At 64.5% G+C, this 25,927-nt stretch carries 25 protein-coding genes; 10 read left to right on the top strand and 15 right to left on the bottom strand.

Annotated features, from left to right (window positions below):
- Nucleotides 1–93: 93 nt before the first annotated feature.
- Nucleotides 94–705 carry a leucyl/phenylalanyl-tRNA--protein transferase gene (aat, locus tag G365_RS21460; RefSeq protein ID WP_019645947.1) on the top strand — a complete coding sequence of 204 codons (612 nt, stop codon included), beginning with the start codon at nucleotides 94–96 and terminating at the stop codon, nucleotides 703–705.
- Nucleotides 702–2,378 carry a glycosyltransferase family 4 protein gene (locus G365_RS0112915; protein ID WP_019645946.1) on the top strand — a complete coding sequence of 559 codons (1,677 nt, stop codon included), beginning with the start codon at nucleotides 702–704 and terminating at the stop codon, nucleotides 2,376–2,378. The genes aat and G365_RS0112915 overlap by 4 nt, the downstream gene beginning before the upstream one ends.
- Here the strand turns inward: G365_RS0112915 and G365_RS0112910 are convergent.
- Both G365_RS0112910 and G365_RS21455 read right to left on the bottom strand, forming a co-directional pair.
- Nucleotides 2,369–4,297 (bottom strand): cation:proton antiporter domain-containing protein, encoded by a 1,929-nt coding sequence (locus G365_RS0112910; protein WP_019645945.1) that lies wholly within the window; start codon nucleotides 4,295–4,297, stop codon nucleotides 2,369–2,371. The two genes, G365_RS0112915 and G365_RS0112910, sit on opposite strands and share 10 nt — an antisense overlap.
- Nucleotides 4,298–4,341: 44 nt before the next feature.
- The gene (locus G365_RS21455; protein ID WP_019645944.1) at nucleotides 4,342–5,175 is read right to left on the bottom strand and encodes a universal stress protein; all 834 of its coding nucleotides are present in this window, start codon (nucleotides 5,173–5,175) and stop codon (nucleotides 4,342–4,344) included.
- Nucleotides 5,176–5,394: 219 nt separating this feature from the next.
- Here G365_RS21455 and G365_RS0112895 point away from each other — a divergent pair, with 219 nt between their 5' ends.
- Together G365_RS0112895 and G365_RS0112890 are read left to right on the top strand one after the other, a co-directional pair.
- A complete protein-coding gene (locus G365_RS0112895) occupies nucleotides 5,395–7,059 on the top strand; it encodes an ATP-binding protein (RefSeq protein ID WP_081628543.1) in 1,665 nt (554 codons plus the stop codon).
- Nucleotides 7,056–7,667 carry a response regulator transcription factor gene (locus tag G365_RS0112890; RefSeq protein ID WP_019645943.1) on the top strand — a complete coding sequence of 204 codons (612 nt, stop codon included), beginning with the start codon at nucleotides 7,056–7,058 and terminating at the stop codon, nucleotides 7,665–7,667. The genes G365_RS0112895 and G365_RS0112890 overlap by 4 nt, the downstream gene beginning before the upstream one ends.
- Nucleotides 7,668–7,760: 93 nt before the next feature.
- Here G365_RS0112890 and G365_RS0112885 read toward each other — a convergent pair whose 3' ends face one another.
- From G365_RS0112885 to G365_RS21450, 7 genes are read right to left on the bottom strand one after another with little or no spacing between them, the layout of a single operon-like run.
- Nucleotides 7,761–8,162, bottom strand: a complete 402-nt coding sequence (locus G365_RS0112885) for a HesB/IscA family protein (RefSeq protein ID WP_019645942.1) — start codon at nucleotides 8,160–8,162, stop codon at nucleotides 7,761–7,763.
- A gap of 13 nt (nucleotides 8,163–8,175) precedes the next feature.
- Entirely contained in the window at nucleotides 8,176–8,568 is a 393-nt protein-coding gene (locus tag G365_RS0112880; protein ID WP_026345343.1) for an SUF system Fe-S cluster assembly protein, read from the bottom strand.
- 38 nt (nucleotides 8,569–8,606) lie between these two features.
- On the bottom strand, nucleotides 8,607–9,863 hold the full coding sequence (locus G365_RS0112875) for an aminotransferase class V-fold PLP-dependent enzyme (RefSeq protein WP_019645940.1): 1,257 nt from the start codon (nucleotides 9,861–9,863) through the stop codon (nucleotides 8,607–8,609).
- Nucleotides 9,860–11,170 (bottom strand): Fe-S cluster assembly protein SufD, encoded by a 1,311-nt coding sequence (gene sufD, locus G365_RS0112870; protein ID WP_019645939.1) that lies wholly within the window; start codon nucleotides 11,168–11,170, stop codon nucleotides 9,860–9,862. The genes G365_RS0112875 and sufD overlap by 4 nt, the downstream gene beginning before the upstream one ends.
- 12 nt (nucleotides 11,171–11,182) lie before the next feature.
- Nucleotides 11,183–11,938 carry a Fe-S cluster assembly ATPase SufC gene (gene sufC / locus G365_RS0112865; RefSeq protein ID WP_019645938.1) on the bottom strand — a complete coding sequence of 252 codons (756 nt, stop codon included), beginning with the start codon at nucleotides 11,936–11,938 and terminating at the stop codon, nucleotides 11,183–11,185.
- 52 nt (nucleotides 11,939–11,990) lie between these two features.
- A complete protein-coding gene (gene sufB, locus G365_RS0112860; protein WP_019645937.1) occupies nucleotides 11,991–13,439 on the bottom strand; it encodes a Fe-S cluster assembly protein SufB in 1,449 nt (482 codons plus the stop codon).
- A gap of 56 nt (nucleotides 13,440–13,495) precedes the next feature.
- Complete coding sequence (locus G365_RS21450; protein WP_019645936.1) at nucleotides 13,496–13,951, bottom strand: SUF system Fe-S cluster assembly regulator; 456 nt, start codon at nucleotides 13,949–13,951, stop codon at nucleotides 13,496–13,498.
- A 196-nt stretch (nucleotides 13,952–14,147) separates the two neighbouring features.
- On the opposite strand from G365_RS21450, the gene G365_RS0112850 reads away from it, so the two are divergent.
- Entirely contained in the window at nucleotides 14,148–15,452 is a 1,305-nt protein-coding gene (locus tag G365_RS0112850) for a glycoside hydrolase family 2 TIM barrel-domain containing protein (RefSeq protein ID WP_019645935.1), read from the top strand.
- Between the two features lie 47 nt (nucleotides 15,453–15,499).
- Here the strand turns inward: G365_RS0112850 and G365_RS0112845 are convergent, their stop codons facing one another.
- Nucleotides 15,500–17,419 carry a methyl-accepting chemotaxis protein gene (locus G365_RS0112845; RefSeq protein ID WP_026345341.1) on the bottom strand — a complete coding sequence of 640 codons (1,920 nt, stop codon included), beginning with the start codon at nucleotides 17,417–17,419 and terminating at the stop codon, nucleotides 15,500–15,502.
- Nucleotides 17,420–17,715: 296 nt separating this feature from the next.
- Here G365_RS0112845 and G365_RS0112840 point away from each other — a divergent pair, with 296 nt between their 5' ends.
- Nucleotides 17,716–18,600: a CbiX/SirB N-terminal domain-containing protein gene (locus G365_RS0112840; protein ID WP_169545142.1), complete on the top strand. Its 885-nt coding sequence runs from the start codon at nucleotides 17,716–17,718 to the stop codon at nucleotides 18,598–18,600.
- A gap of 73 nt (nucleotides 18,601–18,673) precedes the next feature.
- On the opposite strand, the gene G365_RS0112835 is transcribed toward G365_RS0112840, so the two are convergent.
- From G365_RS0112835 to G365_RS0112820, 4 genes are read right to left on the bottom strand one after another with little or no spacing between them, the layout of a single operon-like run.
- Nucleotides 18,674–19,480 (bottom strand): DUF799 domain-containing protein, encoded by an 807-nt coding sequence (locus G365_RS0112835; protein ID WP_019645932.1) that lies wholly within the window; start codon nucleotides 19,478–19,480, stop codon nucleotides 18,674–18,676.
- Nucleotides 19,477–19,893, bottom strand: a complete 417-nt coding sequence (locus G365_RS21445) for a DUF4810 domain-containing protein (RefSeq protein ID WP_019645931.1) — start codon at nucleotides 19,891–19,893, stop codon at nucleotides 19,477–19,479. Before G365_RS21445 ends, G365_RS0112835 begins: the two co-directional genes overlap by 4 nt.
- A gap of 15 nt (nucleotides 19,894–19,908) precedes the next feature.
- A complete protein-coding gene (locus G365_RS21440; RefSeq protein WP_019645930.1) occupies nucleotides 19,909–20,220 on the bottom strand; it encodes a hypothetical protein in 312 nt (103 codons plus the stop codon).
- Entirely contained in the window at nucleotides 20,217–21,155 is a 939-nt protein-coding gene (locus G365_RS0112820; protein WP_245554752.1) for a CsgG/HfaB family protein, read from the bottom strand. The genes G365_RS21440 and G365_RS0112820 overlap by 4 nt, the downstream gene beginning before the upstream one ends.
- A gap of 312 nt (nucleotides 21,156–21,467) precedes the next feature.
- Here G365_RS0112820 and G365_RS0112815 point away from each other — a divergent pair, with 312 nt between their 5' ends.
- The 4 genes from G365_RS0112815 to G365_RS0112800 all read left to right on the top strand — a co-directional run bounded on the left by G365_RS0112815 (nucleotide 21,468) and on the right by G365_RS0112800 (nucleotide 24,678).
- On the top strand, nucleotides 21,468–22,010 hold the full coding sequence (locus tag G365_RS0112815; RefSeq protein ID WP_019645928.1) for a hypothetical protein: 543 nt from the start codon (nucleotides 21,468–21,470) through the stop codon (nucleotides 22,008–22,010).
- 178 nt (nucleotides 22,011–22,188) lie between these two features.
- Complete coding sequence (locus G365_RS0112810; RefSeq protein ID WP_019645927.1) at nucleotides 22,189–23,052, top strand: hypothetical protein; 864 nt, start codon at nucleotides 22,189–22,191, stop codon at nucleotides 23,050–23,052.
- 175 nt (nucleotides 23,053–23,227) lie between these two features.
- Nucleotides 23,228–23,536 carry a DUF2834 domain-containing protein gene (locus G365_RS0112805; protein ID WP_019645926.1) on the top strand — a complete coding sequence of 103 codons (309 nt, stop codon included), beginning with the start codon at nucleotides 23,228–23,230 and terminating at the stop codon, nucleotides 23,534–23,536.
- 113 nt (nucleotides 23,537–23,649) lie between these two features.
- Nucleotides 23,650–24,678, top strand: a complete 1,029-nt coding sequence (locus G365_RS0112800; protein ID WP_019645925.1) for a glycosyl transferase family protein — start codon at nucleotides 23,650–23,652, stop codon at nucleotides 24,676–24,678.
- A 729-nt stretch (nucleotides 24,679–25,407) separates the two neighbouring features.
- Here the strand turns inward: G365_RS0112800 and G365_RS0112790 are convergent.
- Nucleotides 25,408–25,878: a RidA family protein gene (locus G365_RS0112790; protein ID WP_019645923.1), complete on the bottom strand. Its 471-nt coding sequence runs from the start codon at nucleotides 25,876–25,878 to the stop codon at nucleotides 25,408–25,410.
- Nucleotides 25,879–25,927: the final 49 nt, after the last annotated feature.

Genomic DNA, 25,927 nt, shown 5'->3' with positions numbered 1-25,927 from the left:
GCGGCGGAGGAGACCGTCCTGCTGTGCAGCAGTGTCCCGACAGCAGGTTTCTCCCTCTTTTCCGGGGGGCTACCCTGTGCCACTGTCTGCGGTATGACTGAGCGCATCACCCCTGATCTGCTGTTGCGGGCCTATGCCTGCGGGCTGTTTCCGATGGCCCGCACCCGTGACGATCCGCAGCTGCACTGGATAGACCCCGATCAGCGGGGCATCCTGCCGCTGGAGACGTTCCACGTTCCCCGATCGCTGCAGAAAACCTTGCGGCGGGGGGAGTTCACCATGACGGTGGATCAGGCTTTCCCGGCGGTGATGGAAGGCTGCGCCGCCCCGGCCCCGGGGCGGGATGAAACGTGGATCAATCCGCAGATCACTGCTCTGTTTACCGCCCTGCACCGGTCCGGTCATGCCCACTCGGTGGAGGCGTGGCGCGATGGTCAGCTGGTCGGGGGGCTCTACGGGCTGGCGCTGGGGGGGGCCTTCTTCGGGGAGAGTATGTTCTCACGCTGCACTGATGCCTCGAAAGTTGCCCTCTGTGCGCTGGTGGAGCGGTTGCGCGACGGTGGCTTTGTGCTGCTGGATACCCAGTTCATTACCGCGCATCTGGCCCGGTTCGGTGCGGTGGAGATCCCCCGGGCGCAGTATCATGCCCGGCTGCGGGCTGCGCTTTCGGTTCCGGCGCGCTGGCACGGGCAGACCGTGCCGTGACGGCGGCGATCCATTATGCGGCGGATGGGTATGTGACGGCCCGGCAGGATCTGAAAGGCCGCCATGCCGCCGGAAACGGTTTTCTGCGCGGGATGGCCCGCTGGTCGTCCGGCCCGCTGGTGCTTGCCTCGAAAACCGCAGACGAGGCGCGGCAGGCGGCGGATCTGGTGCGGGCGGATTATGGTGACCGGCCGGTCGGCTGGGTTCCGCTGGACCGGATGCAGGGGCTGCGCCCGCCGGAGGGCCCGGGGTGTCTGTTTTCACCGGGACCGGTGCTGGCCCCACTGGCCCGGACGCGGCAGCGGCTGGATGGCGGGGCCGGGTGGTCGCTGTGTGGGGTGACCCACACCACCGCCTCGGCCCGGGCGATGGATGCCCTGTCTCTGTCGCTGCTGACGGCCCCGCTGGAGCCGTGGGATGCTCTGGTCTGTACCTCGTCCGTCGTCAGGGCGACCGTGGGGCGGATGCTGGAGGGGCAGGCACAGGAGCTGGCGCGCCGGTTCGGGGCGACCCGCATCCCCCTGCCACAGCTGCCGGTGATCCCGCTGGGGGTCCATTGTGATGATTTTGCCGCCGGACCCCAGCGGCGGGCACAGGCGCGGGCGGTGCTGGGCGTCGGGCCGCAGGATGTGGTGCTGCTGTTCGTCGGGCGGATGTCCTTTCACAGCAAGGCCAATCCGGTTCCGTTTTATCTGGCGGCGCAGCGGGTGGCGGACACCCTGCCGCCGGGGCAGACCCTGCATGTGGTCGAGGCCGGATGGTATGGCGGAGACCTGCAGCGGACCGGCTTTGCGCAGGCTGCACAGACCCTGATGCCGGGGGTTCGCCGGCATGAGGTTGACGGGCGCCTTCCGGGGGTGATGCCGCCGGTCTGGGCTGCGGCGGATATCTTCGTTTCCCTGTCTGATAATGTGCAGGAAACCTTCGGCCTGACCCCGGTGGAGGCGATGGCCGCCGGGCTGCCGGTGGTGGTCAGTGACTGGGATGGATACCGCGATACCGTCCGGGATGGTATCGACGGCATCCGTGTGCCGACCCTGATGCTGCCGGGCGGACTGGGGGAAGCCTTCGCCCTGCGCCATGATCTCGAGCTGGATGGATATGACCTGTACTGCGGCACCATCAGCCAGTGCACGGCGGTGGATACCGGGGGGGTGGAGCAGGCGCTCCACGCGCTGGTCCATTCCCCCGCCCTGCGCCACCGCATGGGGCAGGCCGGGCAACAGCGGGCCCGGACGGTGTTTGACTGGAAGACGGTGATCGGACAGTACGAAAGTCTGTGGGCCGCTCTGGCCGGGCGACGGGCGGCGGAGGCCGCGCCCCGCCCGCCGCTGCCGCCGCCGTCACGGCTGGATCCGTTCGCCCTGTTCGCTGACTATCCGACCCTGTCGCTGCGGGATGGTCTGCTGGTTTCTCTGGGGGCGGATGCCGATCCGGTGACCGCATTCCGGCAGCGGCGGCAGCTGACGGTTGCGGGGGTCGACAGCGGTTTGCACCCAACGGAGGAAGAGGCCGAGGCCCTGTTCGCCCGGCTGCGTGACGGGCCTTTGACGGTCCGGGCGGTGCTGGCGGCCCTGCCGGGGGAGCGGCAGGGCGCGATGGCCCGGGCCCTGCTGTGGATGATGAAGATGGATCTGATCCGCATCCGGCCCCCTGCCGCCGGTCAGGGATGATCGGCGGCGGGGCTGTCGCCGGGCGCGGCATCCTGCGGCTCGGGTTTCGGGGCCGGGGGCGGTAATGCCCGCCGGTCTGTCGCCGCCGGGGTGGGGAACAGATGGCCGACGATGCCGCGGGCGATTTCCCGTTCCCCCATGATCACCGTGTCAGCCCCCAGCCCGGTCAGATGATCGACCTGCGCATCGGAATGGGCCCGGGCGATGATCGGCAGGCCGGGGTTGAGCAGGCGGGCCTGCCGGATCACCTGACCGGCCTCAATCGCGTTGGGGATGGCGACGACCATGCAGCGGGCGGAGTCCAGATTGGCGGCCCGCAGCACGTCGGCCTTGGCGGCATTTCCGGCGATCACTTCCAGCCCATGGCCGCGCAGGTCATCGACGACCGTATCAATGTCTTCAATGACCAGAAAGGCGCTGTCACGTTCCCGCAGGCTGCGGGCGACCAGACTGCCGACCCGGCCATGACCGACCAGCACCACGTGCCCGGACAGGCCGGTTGACTGGGGCGGGGACTCGGGGTCAGCCGGTTCGGCTGTTGTGCTGGCTCCCGGCAGGGGGGCGCAGTCAACATCGCCGGGCACGGCCAGACGTCCGACCGTGGCCGGGGCAATGACGGTCGCCGGGGGAGCGTCCGCCGTCGCTTCCGTCACGGTGGCCGGGGCGGTTGAGGTCGGGGCGGCGCTGTCCGTTCCGGCCCGCTGATCCAGATACCGCAGGACCCGGTCGGCGATGGCAAACATCACCGGGTTGAGCAGGATCGAGACGATTGCCCCGGCCAGCACCAGCCCACGGGCCCGCTCCGGCACCAGATCAAGGCCGATCCCCAGTTCCATCAGGATGAAGGAGAACTCGCCGATCTGGGCCAGACTGGCGGAAATGGTCAGGGCGGTCCGGACCGGGTAGCGGAAGGCCCGCACGATCACGAAGGCGGCAATCGACTTGCCGACCAGAATAATGAACAGGGTGATCAGCAGGGGCAGCGGCTCGCGCAGCAGGATGCCGGGGTCAAACAGCATGCCGACCGATACGAAGAACAGCACCGCGAAGGCATCCCGCAGCGGCAGCGATTCCTGTGCCGCTTCGTGGCTGAGGTCGGATTCGCTCAACACCATCCCGGCAAAGAATGCCCCAAGGGCCAGCGACACCCCAAACAGCTTGGCTGCCCCGAACGCCACCCCCAGCGCAATGGCCAGCACTGCCAGCCGGAACAGCTCCCGCGAGCCGAGGCGGGCCACCGCCTGCAGCATCCACGGGATCACCCGCCGCCCGACAATCAGCATCACCGCCACAAAAGCCGCCACTTTCAGGAAGGTGATCAGCAGGGCCCCGGCCAGACCGGGGTTGAACTTGGCGGTCAGCCAGTCATGGGCGACCACCGCACCGTCACCGTTGGTCAGGCTGGCCAGTGCCGGCAGCAGCACCAGTGCCAGCACCATGGCCAGATCTTCGACAATCAGCCAGCCGACGGCAATCCGCCCCCGGCGGGTGTCAATCTCGCGCCGGTCCTGCAGGGCGCGCAGCAGCACCACGGTGCTGGCCACGGACAGGGCCAGACCGAACACCAGACCCGATGTCAGCGACCACCCCAGCCCGAGCGCCAGCAGCACCCCCAGCGCTGTTGCCACCGAAATCTGAACGATTGCCCCGGGGATGGCGATGCTGGCCACCGATAACAGATCTTTCAGCGAAAAATGCAGCCCCACCCCGAACATCAGCAGGATCACCCCGATTTCCGCCAGCTGCGGGGCCAGCGTCTGGTCGGCGACAAAGCCGGGGGTGAACGGCCCGGCGATGATCCCGGCGATCAGATAGCCGACCAGCGGCGGCACCCGCAGCCGGGCGGCAATCGCCCCGAAGATGAACGCCAGCACGATGCCGGCGACAATGGTGGAAATCAGGGGGGTGGCGTGGGGCATCGGCAGCGTCCTCCGGGGGGCGAGGGGGCGGAACGGTCAGGGTCTCAGGTCGGGTCGGATTCTTTCACCAGAAGGATATCCCGGGCCGGGGTATCAGCCGGGGCGCGTTCCAGTACGTCATGGGCAATGCTGCCCAGCAGGGCCCGTCCGACACCGCTGCGGGCCGAAGTAGCCATGACGATCACCTGCGTCTGGTCGCTGGTGCGGGCGGTCTGCAGAATGGTCGGTACCGGCGAGCCTGACAGGGCAAGCCGTGTGACCAGATGGTTGCCGGTCGGGACGCCGGACAGCAGACGGTCAAAATCATCTTTCAGGCTGTCGGCATCCACCGGGTGGCTGCGGTCGAGGCCCGGCAGGTCACAGACGTGCAACAGATCCAGCGTGCCGTCGGGAATCAGGGTGAGGGCGGTGGTGACTGCCGTGCGGGAGGCCGGGGTGAAATCCACCGCCACCAGAGCCCCGGCATACCGCCCGAACGGGCGGGCGGCAACCGCCAGCAGGGGGACCGGGCTGGCGACGTTGATCTTTTCCACCGTCGTCACGGTAAAGGGGCCTTCCGGCGGTGCGGTGTGACCGACGACCAGCAGATCGGCCCCGGTCAGGGCAGCCTGATCGGCAACGGCTTCCTCCACCGGGCCGCGCACCGCCACGGTGGCGGCGGTGATCCCGGTACCGCCGGGGACCTGATCCAGATGGCGGCGGATTTCGGCCTCGATATGGTGGGGGGGCAAGTTGTCCAGCATGCCTTTTTCCGGGCCGCTGCGGATGGCGTAGAGTGCGGTCAGGGTAGCCCCGAACTGGGCACACAGCTGTACCGCCCGCGCCATAGCGCGGTCAGAGCGGGGGGCCAAATCCGTTGCCAGCAGGATCCGTTTCATGTCCGGTCCTCTTCAGGGGAGACAAAGGGATCGGTGAGAGTCACCTGATCCTGTTCAAAATGGGCGACCGGGGCCCGCTCCGCCATCCGCAAGACTACGGATGCAGGGAGAGGCAAAAAGACAACTCATTGAAAATAAACATAGTGTCTGTCGCCGGTCCGTAACCGTACGGAGGGGGGCGATACTGGCCCGGGGCGGCAGTCATGGTATGCTGCGGTCATGATTTTTGCCGCCCCCGCGCCCCGCATCCCGTTGTCACCGGCCCGCCTGACCCTGCTGTCGGCGGCGTATCTGGTTGCGCATCTGTTTCTTGACTGGGTCAGCTTTTTCCATGAAGTGCCCCCCCTGAACATCACCCCGTGGAATCCGCCGTCCGGGCTGATCCTGACGGTGGTGCTGATTGGCGGGGCCCGGCTGTTGCCTGCCGTCTGGCTGGCGCTGACGCTGGCGGATGCGCTGGTCCGGGGTATGCCGGTCGGGCTGGGGACGGTGCTGCTGTCCAACGCGGGGATCACGCTGATTTATGGTGGCGCGGCCCTGTTCTTGCGCGACCGCTTCCGGATCGGTCCGGGGCTGGGGCGGCGGGGCGATGTTGCCCGTCTGCTTGGTGTCACCGCCGTGGCGGCGGCCGTGGTCGGGGCGGTGTATATCGGCCTGTTCGTGGCGTTGGGGCTGTTTCCGCTGCATCAGTTGCCGGTGATGCTGCTGCGCCATTGGACCGGCGAGGTGATCGGCATTGCGGTGGTGACACCGTTCCTGCTGGTGTGGGGGGGGCGGATCATGCCCCTGCTGCGGGGGCGACGGCTGCCGCCGCTGCGGCGGGCGATCGAGGTCGGGCTGCAATCCGCTGCGGTGGCGCTGGCCCTGTGGGCCGATTTCGGGCCACTGGCGTCGGATCAGTACGAGTATTTCTATATTCTGTTCCTGCCGCTGGTCTGGATTGCCTCTCGCCATGGGTTGCCGGGAGCGACGCTGGGGGCGCTGGCAACCCAGATCGGTCTGATTATTGCGATGCAGGAAGTTGGCGTCGATGCCGACCGGATGATGCATTTTCAGATGCTGATGCTGGCCCTGACCGTTACCGCCCTGTTGCTGGGGGCGGTGGTCAGTGACCGCTGGCGGTCAGAGGCGTGGGTGCAGGCCCGGCAGACCGAATTCGCCCACGCGTCCCGCCTGACCGAAGCGGGGGAGATGACCGCCGCGCTGGCTCATGAACTCAACCAGCCCCTGACCGCGACCATGAGCTACACCCGGGCAGCCCGTAAAATTGCCCAGCGCGACGGGGTCTCGGCACAGCTGGCCGAAACGCTGGATAAAGCCGTGGCGCAGGCTGAGCGCGCTGACCGGGTGATGCGCAGCCTGCGGGATTTTGTCCGTAAAGGGGAAAGCAGCCGTCAGCCGCTGGCCGTCGCCGGGCTGATCGCTGACAGCCTTGATCTGGCCGGGCCAGTGCTGCGGCAGAAGGATGTCACCGCCGCCACCGAGGTTGCCGTCGGGTTGCCCGCAGTGAGTGCCGATGCGATTCAGGTGCAGCAGGTTTTGCTTAATCTGCTGCGCAACGCGGCGGAGGCGGTCAGCACCACCGGGGCGACGGGGAAGGAGCCGCAGGTGGTGGTCTCCGCCGTTGTGGCTGAGCCGGGGTTTGTCGCCGTCACCGTGCGCGACCGTGGGCCGGGTCTGTCAGAGATTGTTGAACGTCATCTGTTCTCCCCCTTCATCACCACCAAAGACACCGGGATGGGGCTGGGGCTGTCGATTGCCCGCTCCATCATTGATGCCCATGGTGGTACGCTGACGGCGCACCGCTTGCCGGAAGGGGGGACGGCGTTCCGGTTCACGCTGCCGGTGGCTGTCGGGGCAGAGGATCAGGAGGAGAAGGAATGACTGCCGGGCCAACGGTTTACGTGGTTGATGATGATGAAGGGGTGCGCGATGCGCTGGCCCTGCATCTGGATCTTGCCGGGCTGCGGGTGCAGACCTTTGCGTCTGCCGATGCCTTTCTGGCCGCTGTCGGGCCGGAAGAGGCCGGGTGCGCGGTGCTGGATATCCGTATGCCGGGCATGGACGGCCTGACCCTGCAGAAAGAGATGGCGCGGCGCGGGATTCCGCTGCCGGTGATTATCATCACCGGACATGGGGACGTCCCGGCGGCGGTTTCGGCCTTCCGGGCCGGTGCCGTGGATTTTCTGCAGAAGCCCTTTGATGAGGACCGGCTGATTGACCGGGTCCGTGAGGCGATGGAACGGGATGCCCGCGACCGCCGCCAGCGGCAGGAGGAGGAAGACGCCCGGCGGCGGGCCGATAGCCTCAGCCCGCGGGAACGCGAGGTGATGCTGCTGATTGCTGAGGGGTTGTCCAACAAGCACGTGGCCCTGCGGCTGGACATCGGAGTGCGGACCGTGGAAACCCACCGCGCCCGGGTGATGGAAAAAATGGGAGTCGGCAGCGTGTCGGAACTGGCCCGGCTGGCTCTGCTGCTGGGGGAGGAATGAAAAACCCCCTGCCACAGGATCGGGGCCACCAGAACAGGGCCAGCAGATCAGGGCAGGGGGAGAGGAATAGCGGTGCAGTGCCGTTCGTGTGGGTTATGCCTGCACGGTCGGATCGATCGAGAAGCTTTCGCCGCAGCCGCAGCGGCCGGTTTCGTTCGGGTTTTCGAACACGAAGCTGGCGGCAAACTTATCGACCCGGTAATCCATGGTCGAGCCGAGGAGATACATGAAGGCGGCGGGATCAATCAGGATGGTGACCCCCTTATCTTCGACCGCGTCTTCAAACGGCAGCTTTTCCTCGGCGTATTCCACCACATACGACAGTCCCGAGCAGCCACGGGTGCGGACGCCGACCCGCAGGCCGATCACCGGCTTGTCGGATTTGGCGATCAGGTCCTTCACCCGGTCAGCGGCGGCGTCGGTCAGGGTCAGGATCTTCGGGGCCTGCCGGGCCGGTTTTGCCGGGCTGGCAGGGGTGACAGAGGCGCTTGCCATGACAGGATCCTCCTCAGAACATATCCAGCGCGACGCGGGCGACTTCGCTCATCCGCTCCGGGGTCCAGGGCGGCTCCCACGTCAGCGAAACGCGGACCCGCCCGACGCCCTCAACCCGGGCGACGGCATGGGCCACTTCGTCGGGCATCTCCCCAGCCACCGGGCAGGCCGGGGCGGTCAGGGTCATGGTGACGGCAACATCACCGTTTTCGGCGATTTTCAGCTCGTAGATCAGGCCGAGGTCGTAGATGTTGACCGGAATTTCCGGGTCGTGAACGGACCGCAGGGCCGTCACGATATCTTCTTCGGCAGCGATCGGCAGGCCGGGATCCAGCGGTGATCCGGCTTCAGCTTCCATTTCCTCGGCGGGCGGCGGCGGTTCGTAGGCGTACATCGGGGGGCGCATCGTCATGGTTGGGGGAGCCTCTTCACTCTCGTCACGGGTCAGCCGAACAGCGTCTGCACGCTGCGCAGGGCTTTGACCAGCGCGTCAATGTCGGCGGTGTTGGTGTACATGCCAAAGCTGGCGCGGGCGGTGGCGGGCACGCCAAGGCGGTCCATCAGCGGCTGGGCGCAGTGGTGCCCGGCACGGACGCAGACCCCCTGGCGGTCCAGTACGGTGGCAATGTCGTGCGGATGGGCATAGGCCATCGAGAACGAGATGATCCCGCTTTTGCCCGGGGCGGTGCCATGCACGGTCAGGCCGTCGATATCGGCCAGACGCTCCATGGCGTAGCTCAGCATCGCGTTTTCGTGGGTATGAATCTCGTCGGCATCAAACTGCGCGAGGTAATCCAGTGCCGCTGCCAGACCGATCGCGGAGACGATCGGCGGGGTTCCGGCCTCGAATTTAGCAGGCACGGCGGCCCATTCGCTTTTCTCGAAGGTAACGGAGGAGATCATGTCCCCGCCGCCCATCCACGGCGGCATCCGTTCCAGCACATCCAGCTTGCCGTACAGCACGCCGATCCCGGTGGGGGCGTACAGTTTGTGCGGGGCAAAGACGTAGAAGTCACAGCCGATCGCCTGCACGTCCACCGGGCGGTGAACAACGCCCTGACAGCCATCGACCAGAACCACCGCCCCGGCGGCGTGGGCTTTGGCGGTGATCTCGGCCACCGGCAGCACCGTGCCCAGCACGTTGGAGACATGGGCCACCGCGACCAGCCGGGTGCGGTCGGTCAGCAGGGCCTCAAACCCGGCCATGTCGAACGAGCCGTCATCGGTGATCGGGGCGATTTTGAGGACCAGTCCCTTCTCGTCGCGCAGCATCTGCCACGGCACGATGTTGGAGTGGTGTTCCAGCGCCGAGATGATGATTTCATCCCCGGGCTGGAGAAAGGCACGGCCATAGGTCTGAGCGACAAGGTTGAAGGCCTCGGTCGCACCGTGGGTCAGCACGATTTCCCGTTCATCCGCCGCATTCAGGCGGGCCCGGATTTTACCGCGCACCGACTCGTAATTGGCGGTGGACCGTTCTGACAGCCAGTAGGCTCCACGATGGACGTTGGCATATTCTTCCGAATAGGCCCGCATCACCGCATCCAGCACCATCTGCGGCTTCTGGGCCGACGCCCCGGAGTCGAGATAGGCCAGCGGCTTACCGTGTACGGTCCGTGACAGGATCGGGAAATCCCGGCGGACGGCCTCAACGTCAAACGGGCGGTGATTCAGCAGGGGGGCGGCGACGGATACGGTCATGACCGGGACTCCAGCCACTGGTGGATCTTGGCGGTCAGGGCGTCCCGCAGGGGTTCGTCGGCGACCAGTTCGACCACGTCGTCAAGAAAGCCCTCGATCAGCAGTGACCGGGCGGTGTCGGCATCCAGACCACGGGCCCGCAGGTAGAACAGGGCGTCTTCGTCCAGCTCCCCGGTGGCGGCGCCATGGCTGCACTTAACGTCATCGGCGAAGATGGTCAGTTCCGGCTTGGTGTCCACTTCCGCCCCGCGTGACAGCAGCAGCGCTTTATGAAGCTGATGGCCGTCGGTCTTCTGGGCCACACGCCGGACATTGACCCGGCCCTGAAACACCCCGCGCCCGGTGCCATCAAGAACCCCTTTCAGGGTCTGGGCAGAGGTGCAGTGGGGGGCGGCATGGTCAATGAAGCTGGTGGTGTCGACATGCTGGCCGGTTCCGGCCGCGTAGGCCCCGTTCAGACGGGCCTCGGCACCGGGGCCAAGCAGTTCCACCCGCAGGTCGGCGCGCACCAGCGCCCCGCCAAGGGTCAGGGCGAAGCCGTCATACACCGCGCCGCGCTGGATCCGCGCCTGCAGGGCGGTCAGCAGGCGGGCCTGACGGCTGTCATTGTGCAGGCTGATGTGGGTCAGCCGGGCATCATCGGCCAGAGTGATGTCGCTGACGCGGTTGGTCAGGCTGTCACCGTCACGGCCGGTCTGGCTTTCGATCAGGGTCAGGGCCGCGCCCCGGCCAATCTCGACCAGCAGGCGCGGCTGCACCAGAACCGCGGCCCCGGCGGTGGGGGCGGTGATCCACAGCAGATGCAGCGGGGTGCTGGCCTGTGTGGTGGCCGCAACCCGGATCACCAGACCGTCCGACAGGGCGGCGGTGTTGAGGGCGACGAACGGATTGTCGGCCAGTGCCAGCGCCTGCCCCAGACCGGAGCGGACAGCGGCGGCATCGGCGGCGATGGCATCAGACAGGGTCTGTACGCTGATCCCGGCCTGTGTCAGGGCCGCGGCATCGGACAGATCGGTCCGCAGCCGTCCGTTGACCAGCACAAGGCGCAGGGCTCCGGGCACGTCCAGCGCCTGCCCTTCGGCAGTCCTGACGACGTCAGCATCTCCGGTAGCGGGGGCGGCAATGAAGGACACCTCTGCCAGCGGGCTGACCCGGGTGTACTTCCAGCGTTCATGAGTGCGGGTCGGCAGACCGTGGGCGGTGAAGGCGGTCAGGCCTTCGTTCCGCAGGGCGGTCAGGGCGGCATCCGTCAGCGGGGTGGCGGCCTGTGCCGCTTCCGTGACGGTGACGAGGGAAAGTGCGGTCATCGGAGTCCCTCCTTACGCCGCAGCGCCGGTATAATCGGCGTAACCCTTGGCTTCCAGTTCCTGGGCCAGCTCCGGCCCGCCGGTGCGGACAATCCGGCCCCCGGCGAAGACATGCACCACATCGGGGACAATGTAGGACAGCAGGCGCTGGTAGTGGGTGATGACAAGGAAGGACCGGTCCGGGCTGCGCAGGGCGTTGACGCCATCGGCAACCACCTTCAGGGCGTCGATGTCGAGGCCGGAGTCGGTCTCGTCGAGGATGGCGAAGCGCGGGTTCAGCAGGGCCATTTGCAGCACTTCGGCACGCTTCTTTTCCCCGCCGGAGAAGCCAACGTTGACCGGGCGCTTCAGCATGTCATCGCGCACGCCGAGTTCCTTGGCCTTGGCCTTGACCAGCTTCAGAAATTCCATGGCGTCGATTTCGCCGTCCCCGGCGGCCTTGCGGCGGGCGTTGATCGCCGCCTTCAGGAAGGTCGAGGTGGCGACCCCGGGGATTTCCACCGGATACTGGAACGACAGGAAAATCCCGGCCAGTGCCCGGTCCTGCGGTTCCATCTCCAGCAGGCTCTGGCCGTTCAGCAGGATATCGCCTTCGGTGATGGTGTAGCCGTCACGCCCGGCAATGATGTTGGACAGGGTGGACTTGCCGGTGCCGTTCGGCCCCATCAGGGCGTGAACCTTACCCGGCTCGATCACCAGATCGACCCCCTTCAGGATGTCCTTGCCTTCGACGGACGCATGCAGATTGCGGATTTCAATCAGGGCCATGGGAACTCTCTCTTTTTTATTCGGTGCGGCAGGCGGTCAGCGGGCGGGGGCCTCAGCCGACGCTGCCTTCCAGCGAAATGGCGACCAGCTTCTGGGCTTCGACGGCAAATTCCATCGGCAGCGTCTGCAGGACTTCCTTGCAGAAGCCGTTGACGATCAGGCCGACGGCATCTTCCGGGTTCAGGCCACGCTGCAGGCAGTAGAACAGCTGATCTTCGGAAATGCGGCTGGCGGTGGCCTCATGCTCGGTGCGGGCGGTCGGGTTCTTGGTCTCAATATAGGGCACGGTATGGGCCCCGCACTGATCGCCGATCAGCAGGCTGTCGCACTGGGTAAAGTTGCGGGCCCCGTCAGCCCCCGGCTGGATCCGAACCAGACCCCGGTAGGTCTGATCGGAATACCCGGCGGAAATACCCTTGGAGATGATCTTCGACCGGGTGTTTTTGCCGATATGGATCATCTTGGTGCCGGTGTCGGCCTGCTGACGGTTGTTGGTGATGGCAACCGAATAGAATTCGCCGACCGAATTTTCGCCCTGCAGGATGCAGGACGGATACTTCCAGGTGACGGCGGAGCCGGTTTCCACCTGCGTCCACATCACCTTGGAATTCCGGCCCCGGCAGGCGGCGCGCTTGGTGACAAAGTTATAGATACCGCCCTTGCCCTTGGCATCGCCGGGGTACCAGTTCTGAACGGTGGAATACTTGATTTCGGCGTCATCCAGCGCCACCAGCTCGACCACAGCGGCGTGCAGCTGGTTTTCGTCGCGCTGCGGGGCGGTGCAGCCTTCAAGGTAAGAGACATAGGCCCCGTCATCGCAGACGATCAGGGTGCGTTCAAACTGTCCGGTGTTCTTCTCATTGATACGGAAGTAGGTGGACAGTTCCATCGGGCAGCGCAGCCCCTTCGGCACATAGACGAAGGACCCGTCGGTGAAGACCGCCGAATTGAGGCAGGCATAGAAGTTATCGCCCGGCGGCACCACGGACCCGAGGTACCTGCGGACCAGATCCGGGTACTTCTTCACCGCTTCGGAAATGGCGCAGAAGATCACGCCCATTTCTTCCAGCCGCTTTTTATAGGTGGTGGCGACGGATACCGAGTCGAACACCGCATCCACCGCGACACCGGCCAGCGCTTCCTGTTCGCGCAGGGGGATGCCCAGCTTTTCGTAGGTCCGCAGCAGTTCGGGGTCCACTTCTTCCAGACTCTTCGGCGCGACCTTCTGGCGCGGGGCGGCATAGTAATGCGCATCCTGGAAGTCGATGGTCGGATAGTGGACGTTGGCCCAGGTCGGCTCTGTCATCGTCAGCCACTGACGGTAGGCTTTCAGCCGCCATTCCAGCAGCCACTCCGGCTCCTCCTTCTTGGCGGAGATGAAGCGGATGATGTCTTCGTTCAGGCCCTTGGGCGCCAGTTCGGTCTCGATGTTGGTCTCGAAGCCGTACTTGTAACGCTCCAGTTCCTTCACTGTCTGTGCGGTGCTGTCGGTGGCCGCCATCGGAAGGGTTCCTTTTTACCGTGCTCTCTCGTTTTTTTGCGAACGGGTGCGGTGTGTCATGCCGGGACCGGCGGGGTGGCCGGGGCGGTCACCGGCGGGCGGAACGGCAGCGGATCACGGACCATCTCCGCCAGCGTGACGCTGGACAGAGCGGCGTGGACCGCCCGGTTCACCCGGTTCCAGTGGCCGTGCATCGGGCACAGGCTTTCAATGCCGCAGTCATCTTCCGCCGACTCGACGCAGGATGTCAGGGCGATCGGCCCCTCCACTGCCTGAATCATATCGGCAACGGTGATCTGCAGCGCATCACGGCCAAGCCCGTAACCGCCGCCTGCCCCACGGGTGGAGACCACCAGCCCGTCACGGGCCAGCAGCTTCAGCACCTTGGCGACGGTGGGCATCGGCACCCCGGTGTCAGCCGCAATCTGCTGGGCAGACCGCTGGCCGCCGTGGCGGGCCATGTCGACCAGAAGAACGACTGCGTAGTCGGTGAGCTTGTTGATGCGGAACATTGACCTTACCTGTAAGCCCGGGTGCCCCTGTTTCAGGGCGCAGCAGTGATGCTGCGGCTGGACAGGGCGTCCGGTGCGGAATACCGTACCAATTCGGTACCCTTTTTAATAAGACCGAAATGGTCCTGTTTCAAGCTGCAATCCTTGGCGTCCCATGTGCTGTGTGGATGGGGCCCTGCAAATTTGGAATATCTCCATGCCCGACCGCCGTTCTGGCCTGCTGCCGCGCCGTCTGTCCGCCGCTTTTCTGTCCTGCCTGCTGTTATCGGCGGGACCGGCAGGGGCGGAAGAGCCATTGAAGCGGGGGGATGTCAGTGTCGACTCGGTCTCCCCGGCTTTCCGGCTGATCGCCAAGCGGATGATGCATGCCGGAGTCGCCTTTGAAGGGACCCGGGCCGATCTGATTGCCGCCGCCGCCGCCGGGGTGAAGGTGGTGCGGGTTTACCGCGAGGCGGATGTCTGGGTGCTGGATGCGGCGGACGCTTTGGGCCTGAAGGTGGTGATGGGCCTGTGGATGGCCCATCCGCGCCATGGTTTCGATATGAGCGACTCCAGGGCCGTGGCGGAGCAGGAACAACGCCTGCGGGCGTTTGTGCGGACCCATAAGGCGCATCCGGCCCTGCTGGCCTGGGGTGTCGGCAACGAAGTTGAGACAGAGGTGGCTGACCCCGGCCCGGTGTGGGCACTGGTGGACCGGATGGCGGAGCTGGTCAAGCAGGAAGACCCCGACCATCCGACGCTGATGGTGGTGGCTGATACCGGTATGGACCGGCTGAAGCTGCTGGCCGGGTGTTGCCGGTCGGTTGATCTGCTGGGGATCAATATCTATGCCGGGGCATACCGCGATTTGCCGGACCGCCTGACGGAAGCGGGAATCCGCAAGCCGGTGGTGATTGCCGAGCTGGGGCCGCTGGGCCAGTGGCAGGCCGGGCGCAAGCCGTGGGGGGCCCCGGTGGAGCTGACCAGCCGCCAGAAGGCTGATTTTTTTGCTGAAGCCCTGCCGTGGCTGCGGCAGCAGGCGCAGATTGTCGGGGTTTTCCCCTTCCTGTGGGGGGAAAAGCAGGAACAGACCGCCACATGGCACAGCCTGCTGATGCCGGATGGTGGCCTGACGGCGATGACCGATGCCCTGAGCCGCGAATGGCAGGTGATGGACGGGGGGCAGCCACCTGCTGCCCCGGCCCCGGACCTGACCGGGGTGGGAATCAATGCCGATGTCTTTGCGCCGGGGGCAGAGGTGTCTTCGACGCTGGCGGTCACCGATCCGCAGGGGCAAACCCTGACCACCGTGTGGGAGGTCCGGCAGGAAGCCACGGATCTGCGGAAAGGCGGGGATGCCGAAGCCGTGCCGCCGCCGGTGGCGGTAACGGTGCTGGAACAGGGCCCGGCGATCATCCGTTTCCGGGCCCCGCAGGCCCCGGGGGCCTACCGTCTGTTTGCCACGGTCCGCAATTCCACCGGGAAGGCGGCGACGGCCAATCTGCCGTTTCTGGTCCGCTGATCTGGTCCACTGATCTGGCCCACTGATCTGTGCGGGGGGGCGCAGGATCAGGCTGAGCGCACGGACCGGAGGAAGGCCCCGATCCGGTCCTGCAGATCGCTGGTCCGGCGGCGCAGGTCGCTGATGGACTGGTTCAGGCTGCCGGTGGCGTCACTGGTGGTATTGGCCAGAACCGCCACGTCGTTGACGGCGTTGGAAACCCCACGGGTTGCTTCTGCGGCATGGTGGACGTTGCGGGCAATCTCCTGTGTTGCCGCCCCCTGCTGTTCGACGGAGGCGGCAATGGCCGCCATGTTCTCGTCGATGCGGTGAATGTTCCCGGCGATCGCCGAGATAGCCCCGGAGGCATCTGCCGTTGCGGCCTGAACGGCATTGACTTGCCGGGCAATGTCCTCGGTGGCGCGGGCTGTCTGGCCAGCCAGCGTCTTCACTTCGTTGGCGACCACGGCGAAGCCTTTGCCAGCATCTCCGGCACGGGCGGCCTCGATGGTGGCATTCAGGGCCAGCAGGTTGGTCTGGTCGGCGATGGCGGTGATCAGCGACACCACTTCCCCGATCCGCCCGGCGGCCTGTGACAGGCTATCCACCCGTTGCAGGGTGTCCCGGGTGACTTCGGCGGTCTGGCGGGACAGCCGGGCTGACCGTTCAACCTGCCCGGAGATCTCCCCGATGGCCGCCGACAGCTCCTCGGCGGCGGCGGCAACGGCTTCGACATTGGTGGTGGCGGTATCGGCTGAAGCGGCAGAGGCCCCGGCCTTGCCCAGAACCTCGCGCGCGTCACGGGCAACGCCGCCGACCTGCCGGTCCAGTGCGGCGGAGACCTCGACCAGGGCTTCGGTCACGGCGCCGGTTGCCTGCTCAAAGTCTTCGGCAAGTCTGTTCATCATGGCCGTCCGGTCGGCAGCCGCTTTTTCCCGTGCGGCTTCGGCTTCCCGGTTCAGGCGTTCCACCGTTTCGGCATTGGTTTTGAATACGGCAACGGTGGCGGCCATCTGACCGATGGCATTTTTCCAGCCCTGTGCCGGAATGGTGACCCGCAGGTTGCCGTCGGCCAGTTGCTGCATGGTGCGGGTCATTGCCGCCAGCGGGCGGGTCAGGCCAAGGGCAATCACCACCACCACGGCAATCATGACCACCAGCACCGCGGCCAGCACCCCATTGGTCACCCGGGCCGCCGTTATCCGCACGCTGCGCATGTTGTCATCGGCGGCTGCCAGATCGCGGGTGGCGGTGTCCTGCAGGGCGGTCAGCAGCGGTTCTGTCTGCGCGAACAGCAGGGACAGGGCCTCGGTGCGGGCAGGCATTGCCATCCGGACCTCGGCATAGCGCTGAAAGGCTTTTTTATATTCGCCCATGTACTGGCGGATGCTGTCTTTGTCCGCTGCGGAAAGCTCTGACGCCTCGACGGCGGCTGTCAGGCGGTCGCCTATTTTGGGCAGGCGCTCCATATCCTGTTCGCGCGGGGACAGCATGAAGTCGCGTTCCAGCACCCGCATGGTCAGGAACATAGCTTCGATCCGGGCTTCCTGCTGGGCCTTGACGATGCCCTGCACCACGGCGACGGCATTGCGCAGGGTCCCGCGCAGTCCGTCCGAATCGGTCAGGCCCAGTTCTTTCCAGTTGCTGACAAGGGCCCGGAAGGTGTCGTCGTAGCGCCGGGTCAGGGCTTTGATTTCTTCAGCCTGCGGCCGGTCATGGTCGGCCAGCTGCTCCTGCAGGCGGGTCAGGGTGGCCGCAAGCCCGGCCATGCTGGCGGCATGACGGTCGGCTGTCGCAGCCGCCGGGCGCAGCAGAAATTCCTTTTCATGGATCCGGGCGGTGATGAACTGGAGGTGGATCTCTTCCAGCGTTGCCTGAATGCCACTGGCACGGTCTTTCAGGGCAACTGCCGCGTTACTGGTGGTGTCCTGCCACTGCGACACCCCCCACACCGGCAGGAAGCCGAGGATCATCACGATAACAATCAAAGAGAGTTGAAATTCTATTTTTGCCCGTTTTAGTAACATTGTCGTCTTGTCCTGGATTGTCCCGACCGCCCCAGGGGTTCTGCGCGACTGACGCCCCTCAGCCGCACGGTGGCTTAACTATTGGGACACTTTTTCCAAGGCAACAAGATATACCGATTATTCATTACCCCCCGCTCATCCCGGGCTTGACACCGGGGATTGCGCACCGCAGGTGCATCCCGTGATCTGCCGGGTATGATCTGTTACAGTGAACAGGGAATGCCCCCGTCCCCCGTCCCCCGTCCCGGAGAATGGCGATGCCCCACATCCCTGAGTCCCCTGCTTCTTCTGTGGCCGGTCCGGCCCCGGTGCCGGGCCGGGACGGGGTGGACCACCGGGTGCATGGGCCGCTGCCGATGGCCGATGACGGTCCGGCCCTGCTGTTGATCGGGCATGGATCGGCCAGAACTGACCGCGCCCGCCTGCCGACGCTGGCGCTGGCCGAACGTCTGCGCCAGCGGGGCCCGTGGTCTCAGGTGGCGGTGGCGTTCTGGAAAGAGCCGCCGTCCATCCGCGAGGCGCTGGGCCAGCTGACGGCATCCCGGGTGATCGTGGTCCCCAATTTTGCCTCTGACGGCATTTTCACCCGGGAAAAAATACCGGCTGAACTGGCGGCGGCAACCTATCCCGGACAGGTGATTCTGACCGGGGCGGTCGGGGCACATCCTTTGATCGAACAGATTATGGTCCGCCGGATTGAGGCGGCATTGGCCCGGATCCGTGAGGCGGGCTGGCCTGCGGATCAGGTCGCGGTGATTGTGATCGGGCATGGATCCCGCCGTCCCGGCGGATCGTCGGTGACGATTACCCAGCTGGCGGAGCGGCTGGCAGCGGCGGTGCATGGCCCGCGTGTGCATGCCTGTTTTATCGAAGAGGCACCCTTGGTGACCGACTGGCGCAGCCTGACTCCGGCGCCGGTGGTGATTGCCATCCCGATGCTGATCGCCGAAGGCATGCATGGCAGTGACGATGTGCCGCCCCAGTTTGGCCTGACGGCAGAAGATGTTGCCCCGTCTGCCCCGGATCTGACCGGGCCGGTTGCCTGCGGCGACCGGCAGGTCTGGTATTGGCGAGGGATTGGCAGTTCCCCTGATCTCATTGATATTATTGAAGACATGGCTCTGCCGCACCTGACGCGATAGGGGGCGGATATGAGACAGGCCACCCGGTTGAGGGTGGCCTGTCATCAGGGCTGTCTGGCGGCTGGTCAGGTGGTCAGGATGTCGGGGGTGCTGCCCCCTGTTTTCCGTCCGTCTTGTTGTCTTCGGCTTTGGTGCCGTCGTTCTTTTTTGTGTCCGGTTTGGCGTCTTCGGCCTTTTTCTCTGTGGCCGGGCGGGACGGGAACATATCGCCGTCTTTGTTGTAATTTGCGGCATATGGCCCTGCGGGCAGGCCCCGGCCGGGCGTATAAACCGCGAAGGCGTTAGCCTGATGTGCCAGCGGAATGTAGTTGGGCGCGGCCCTTTCGATCGCGGCGACGATCGCATCGGCGAGAAGACCGGCCAGTCCGCCCCCGCCGGATTTGGGGGCGTAGATCATGGTCTGGGTTTCTGACCACAGTGTCTCGCCGGTTTCACCGTGTTTCAGGGCATAGTCAATGGTGACCCGGGTTTCCGTGGCCAGAACCGCATAGGTTGACTGCCATTCCTGAATGGTCACATACAGCACCGCATCGGCGCCGAACATCTCTGCCACCCGCTCCACCGGGGCAGCATGGACCATGTCGGCATCAGACAGGCCGTCATCTTCCATCACCCGCTTCATCAGATGAACCGGGAAGACATAATAGCCCCGCTCTGCCAGCGGGATGGAGATGGTGGACAGGTAATAGTCGGGGGCGGTGACCTCCAGACTTTTATTGACCGCCGGGACCACAGCGATGCTGCGGGGGGCGGCTTCGCGGAAGCGGCTGTAATCTTTGGTTTCCGGCGGGACGGCACAGGCGCTGACCAGCAGGGGCAGGGCGATGGCCAGTCCCAGACGGACGGCCAGTTGCCGCAGCGGCATCAGGCGGAAGATCATTTCGGGGTCTCCTGCGGGATCTGCGATGTCTGGGCGGCGGTCGGCTTCTGCCCCCGTCCGGCCCGGGCATAGGCGATCATCGACTCCATGAACTGGGTGGATTCCGGCCATGCCGCTTTTTCGGCGTTAAAAGCGGCGACGGCCTCGTCAGGCTTGCCCATTTCCAGCAGCTGATATCCGTATTCGGCGTGGATACCCGGCGGAACCGGTGTTCCCGCAGATTTGCTGGCAGCGATGATGTTGGCCAGTGTTTCGCGGAACTCGCTCTGTTTGGTGGTGTCTTTGGCGTATTGGTACATGGAGGCGTCATAGCCCCCCCATGTGTACATCTGCTGCTGCTGGACGCAGCCAGCCAGCAGCAGCGCGGCGGCAACCGTCAGGCCGGACGGCAGCAGGGAACGGAGGTGCGGCATGTTTCGTTCCCCCTTTTATTGCACGGGCACCGGCAGCGAGATCCGCCGGATCATCGCGCCGCTGACAAAAATGGTTTCCTGATGGACAACCGCGCCATTTTCCGCACGGATGCTGATCACATGGCGGCCCGGTTCCACCAGACTGGCCCGGGTGACAAAGTCGTTGGCCTTGCCGACCACGATCCCATCGACCAGCAGGTCAGAAAAAGCAGGGGCGTTGGCAACGGTCAGGCCCGGACGGGAGTCAACCGCCCGGACCTGCTCTTCCGGGTTAGAGCAGGCGGCAGCCAGCAGCAGCAGGGCAGCCGGAAAGAAGCGGCGGATCATTTGGAGGCCTCGGCAACATAGAGGGATGCAGTGGTGGCGGGCAGGGTGCCGGAGCTGACCTGACACAGCGAGCCTTCGTCCGTTTCGTTGGTGCCGAAGGAACTGAGGACGGTCAGAGTCGCCACCGGGGTGGAGGGCAGGGCGATGCCGAAGCCGGTTTGCCCGCTTTTTACCGTTTCGCCGGGGCTCATCACTGTCAGCGTATCTCCCGGTTTGATTCCCTGACGGGGACCGCCGCTGATGAAGACCTGCTGTCCGGAGACCTTCAGGATGTCGGTCCGCCACGGGCGTTCGGTCAGTTTGGTGACCAGACTGTTCATTACGTCGGAAACAGCGGCACCGATGGCTTTGTCGTTCAGCGTGCCATCATAGTCAGCCTGAGAGCCGAACCCCATGACGTCAGAGGCTTCGCTGGTGGCTTCCCCCTGTCCGGTGGCGGCAAAGAAGACATGGCCGGTCCGGGGATCGGCGAGCCGGATTTCGACTTTGGCATGGGCGATCTGCTTCTTGGTGCCGCTGAAAAAGCCGGACTGCCCGACCGTATTCCGCCCGAATTCGGTCACCGACCCGAGAATCAGCGTATCAACCCCGATCAGATCCCCCCGTCCGGAGAAAGTCTGCTCTTTCTGGATCTTGTCGATGTCCGGGCGCTCGAAGACCAGAAAGGCACCGGATTCGATCAGCCGGTTGGTCAGCATGTCTGACGCCTGTTTGCCCAGCGGATCGCCGTCTTCAGTCCGCAGGAACGTCCGCCCGTAGCGGGTTTCATTTGAGAAGCGGCCGATGGCGACTTTTCTCTTCAGCACTTTAGCTTGCGGGGCGAGGGCCGCTGCCTGAGCCGCCGCCGCCTGCGGGCGGGAAACCGGGGCCTCAACCGGCTTGGGGGCCGGCGTCGGGCTGGCGCAGGCCGCCAGCAGAGTTGCGGAAAAAACCACCGGAAGTAATCGGGAAATGGTCACTAAAAATCCCCCCATACGTGTTTTCAGGCGGATATTCGAAAACAAATCTCCTTTTTTCAAGGGGTTTAGTTGTCTTCTTTGTCCCTTTATGCCAACCGGAGGGGAGAGTTGAGTGCGCTTTTTGCCTGTGTTCATCCGGGTTTTGTGTCTGCCCGGTATACCAAGGAACATGGCTGATATGCTGCGGAGCAGATGGCAGCGGGCTAATCAGCGCTTATTGTGGGATCTCTCAGGGATTAAGGCCGGAAACGGGTTCCGGTCATAGTCCAACGGCAAGGGCAGGACGGCATGGCGATCCTTGGTCCCGATTTCGGCGGTCTGCCGTTTCGTCCGCAGATGGCGTCCGGTTCTGCGCCGCGCCGGATCTGTGATCTGGGCGGGGCCGTGCAGGCGGTGGCTGACCGGTTGCGGCATAGGAACCGCTACACGTCCGGTGCCGGGGTCTCCTGTATCGTGGATGGCGCATTTCCGATTCTCGACCCTTTCGGCGATGTCGAGCGGGTGCTGGAAACCCTGTTGTCAGGGCTTCTGTTCTGCCGCAGTTCACTCAATCCTGAATTTGGCCCCCGGGCCGGTACGGTGCCGCCGATCTACCTTGAGGTACTGTCCCATCCGGATGGTCGCGGCGGTGATATCGGCCGGGTGATGGTGGTGTTGGAGTCTCCCAGTGCTGCGGCACTGGCACAGCTGACGCGGGGCCATCTGATTGAAACCAGCCTGCCGGAGCGGATTGATGCCCTGCGGGGTGGCCTGAGCATTTCCGACCTGCGGGGACGGATGATTGTCCGCCTCGATTTCCCGCTCTGTCCAGTGCAGGACGCCTCCCTCTGAGGGAGTACGGCTTCAGGGGTGGTGTTTTAGAGGGTCGTAATTTTTTCTGATGAGAAATATGGCTTTGCGAAAATCCTTCTAAATGCTATTCGCGGTATCAGCGTGCGTGCGTTTTTCTAAAAATAGAATAATAATAAAGTAGTCCTCATGGGGGAGGCGTTTAATGGGAGCTGTTCCGATGATGACCGTCGAGAAAGGGCAGGTTCTGGCTGTGAAGACGCCGGCGCTGATTACTGGTGCCGGTTCTGGGGCCGGGGCCGGAATGTCCTCTGGCATGGTCTCCGGGGGGGCGCTGGTGCAGGCCATCAGTCACCGCCTGCCTGATGATCTTAAGACTCGGCACTGGTATTGCGACATTCATCACGCGATGTTCCTGATTTTGCTGGAACGCGGATCGACCGCTGCCGCACAGGGGAATATGGAGCTTGCGCGGTACTTCGTGGATACGATCACCGTCTACTGGCTGGTCCATTGCATGGTGGAGGAAGAGGGCATGGCGCTGGAGCTGTCGCTTGGCCTGATCTCCGCAGAGACTGCCCGTTCCCATGCGGAAAGCCATGTCGGTATTGCCAAATGGTGGAATGCCAATGTCTTCACGCCGCTGGTGGAAGGCCGTATTTCCGGCGGGGATCTGTCTGCAATTCTTAAAAAATTCCTCGGTTTTGTGATCAAGCATATCACCGAAGTCGATCAGAACAGTTACGGAACCGGGGCCGGTCTGGGGGAAGAGGCCATGATCCATGAGATGGCTCATCTGGGCCTCTCCGGTCTGCCGCTGTCGCCCCAGATGGGGGGCTGTGCGGCACTGGCGCGTGATCTGGCCCCCTTCATGTCGCAGCATATCAGCGCCGCATCGTTGCCGCCGTCTGCGCAGGGGCCGCTGAAGACCCTGCAACTGGCGGCATGGCCTGAGCCGTTGTGGACCGGCGGCAAGGGGGCATTCCGGGACGTGTTTGTGGCCAAGAATGGGGTGGGGACCGGGCGCAGCGGCGTGATCCGCTCCGGCACGGCCAGCCGTCCGGGTGTTGAGCGCGCGGCCTGAAGGTTGAGGCCCTGAGCGTGGCAGATCGGTTGATACAAAGCCCCCCGGATGCCGCCTCAGGCCTCCGGGGGGCTTCTGCTTTTTCTGGCGAGGTCTTTGCCGTATGGTTTGTGCCCTGCGGACGCCAGCCGCAGACGTCTGACACTGACTGGCTTTTGTGACGGGGGAGAGGCAGATGACCATCCGGCATTTCTATTTAGCGATGGCGGTGGTCGGGACGGTTGTCCCCTGGGGACTGTTCGGGTCCTTTTTCATGAAAAATGGACCCGATGTTCCGCTCTTTCTGCATGCGTTGTTCGTTAATGGCGCTGCCGGTGGGTTTTCCGCTGATGTGGTGATCTCTCTTGTCGTGTTTCTGGTCTGGGCCTGGCGTGATGCGGCCAGCCGGAACGTCGTGCGCTGGTGGCTGATTTTCCCCGCGAGCTTTCTCGTCGGCTTGTCGCTGGCGCTGCCTCTTTATTTGTATCTGCGGGAACGGGGTTAGGGTCTGCATCCGGTCCGATAAGGGGGTAAAGATCCGCAGCGTTGTGCGGCGGGGCAAAATGGGCGAATGATGCCGTTGCTTTTTCTGCCCGTCTCTGCCCGGAGTGATTGCCGATGACGACCAGCCTTGTTCCCGTTTCCGGTGGGCCGGAACATCCGTTTTCTGTTTTCGTCCGCGCGCTGGGGAAAGGGCCGAATCTGTCGCGTCCCTTGACGGAGGCGGAGGCGGAACAGGCTTTTGCGATGATCCTTGACGGTCAGGTCGATCCGGTTCAGCTCGGGGCTTTTCTCTGCCTCCTGCGGGTGAAGACAGAAACCCCGGAAGAACTGGCGGGGATGATCCGGGCGATCCGGTCCCGGCTGGTCAACCTGCCCTCTCCGGTGCCCAGGGTGGAACTGGACTGGGCCAGCTGGGCGGGGAAAGCCCGGCAGGAGCCCTGGTACGTGCTGGCGGCCCTTTTGCTGGCGGCCAACGGGATCAGGATTTTCATGCATGGGGCCGAGGGGCATACCGCGGGCCGGACCTATACCTCGCAGGCGCTTGAGGCGCTGGGGGTGCCGGTCAGCCGCACACTGGGGCATGTCGCGGTAGATCTGGAAGCCCGTAATTTTGCCTATGCCCCCTTGCCGGTGATTGATTCCCGTCTGGATGCGATTATGGCTCTGCGTCATCTGCTGGGGGTGCGGTCCCCGTTGCACACCGCAGGCCGGGCCCTGAACATTTTTTCGGCCCCACATCAGTTACTTTCAGTATCGCACCCACCCTATCTGCCGTTGCACCGCGAAACAGGGCGCCTGTTGGGCCAGCCTGCGCTGGCCGTGTTTAAGGGCGAGGGGGGAGAGGCCGAGCGTCGGCCGACCAAACCCTGTGTGGTCCATGGCCTTGAGGGAGGGGACCTGACCGAGACGGAATGGCCTGCGCTGCTGCCCGGCGTGGTACAGGCAAAGGCCGACAGCCTCGACCTCAGCCGTCTCTCTGCGTTGTGGTCCGGGATGTGGGATGATGACTATGCACGGCTATCAGTGACCGGAACTGTGGCTATCGTTATAAAACTTACTGGTCGTGCGGAGACAGTTGTTGCGGCGCAGGAAATGGCTGACCTCTGGTGGCTTAATAGGGATAAATCTCTCTATGGGGGTTAAGAAACTGATACTGAATCTGGTTTAGAGGCTTGTTTATAAATAGGTTTCTAGAAAGCGTCAGATATTTTTCAGATGGATGCGGTTTGTGGTTTGACAACATGTGTCAGATTTGAGAAATCTCTTTCCACAGACAAACGCTGTGGCAACGCAGCAAACCTGAAAGCCGACACCCCGATGGTCCGGGTAAGACCAAAGGGTTTCTTAAAGAAAGTCGGTCCGGACAGCGAAAGGTGTAAGCCTGATGCAGAACCGGCAGGATAAAAAATACGGGAGGTCCAAGGGCGCAGGCCTGAGGAATGTGGTTTGATCCCCGGCGGTTTCGCCGGTTCATCGCAAGGGGCCGGATGGTCTGGCCCGCCGCACCGAATGGGAGATGTGGAATGCTCGGTCCCAGCGACCTCGAGGAGTTCTTCGAAGAGCAGGACCGTCGTAACGGCGAAGGGTAACGCCACTGCGACGGTTGCGGGTCAGTCCCGCACCTGCTGATAAAGAACGGCCCCCGGCCCCGCTGACTGCCCTCGGGCAACAGCGGTTTCGGAAAGGGTAAAAGCCACCCGGACACGGTGGCCCCTGACGACCGGGCATTTCGATCCTGCTGCCGAAACCGCAGTCTCCGCAAGAGGCTGCGGTTTCTGCTTTTGGGCCCGATTCCGTTTTGGGATCCAGTCCGGTCAATAAAAAAGGAGAAGCCGCAGCCTCTCCTTTTTACCGGGTGTCAGCGGTACAGGATCAGTCGCGGATCTCGACCAGCGCATCCACTTCCACCGCTGCGTTCAGCGGCAGCGACGGGCAGCCGACGGCGGCGCGGGCATGGCGCCCGGCATCGCCGAACACTTCAACCATCAGGTCAGAGGCGCCGTTGATCACCTTCGGGTGGTCGGTGAAGTCCGGGGTGCAGGCGACGAAGCCGCCCAGACGCACAACGCGGGCAACCTTATCCAGATCGCCACCGCAGGCGGCGCGCAGCTGGGCAATGATGTTGATGCCGGACTGACGGGCGGCGACGGCGGCGTCTTCAACGCTGACATCGCGGCCGAGAAGGCCCGTGGTGGTGACCTTGCCATCCTTCAGCGGCAGCTGGCCGGAGATGACGACCAGATTGCCGGTGCGGACCCAGCCGACGTAATTGGCAACCGGAGCGGCGGCCTGCGGCACGGTGATGCCGAGTTCGGTAAGGCGGGAGTCGATCTGACCACTCATAGTGTGAAGCTCCGAGTTTGTTGGTTATTGCGCCAGCCATGTGTTTCAG

Origin of the sequence: Novispirillum itersonii subsp. itersonii ATCC 12639 (assembly GCF_000381985.1) — a bacterium.
Classification (GTDB): Bacteria; Pseudomonadota; Alphaproteobacteria; order Rhodospirillales; family Rhodospirillaceae; genus Novispirillum; species Novispirillum itersonii.
Note: the sequence above shows the minus strand (reverse complement) of the source record. Positions and strands in the feature narration are given on the sequence as shown.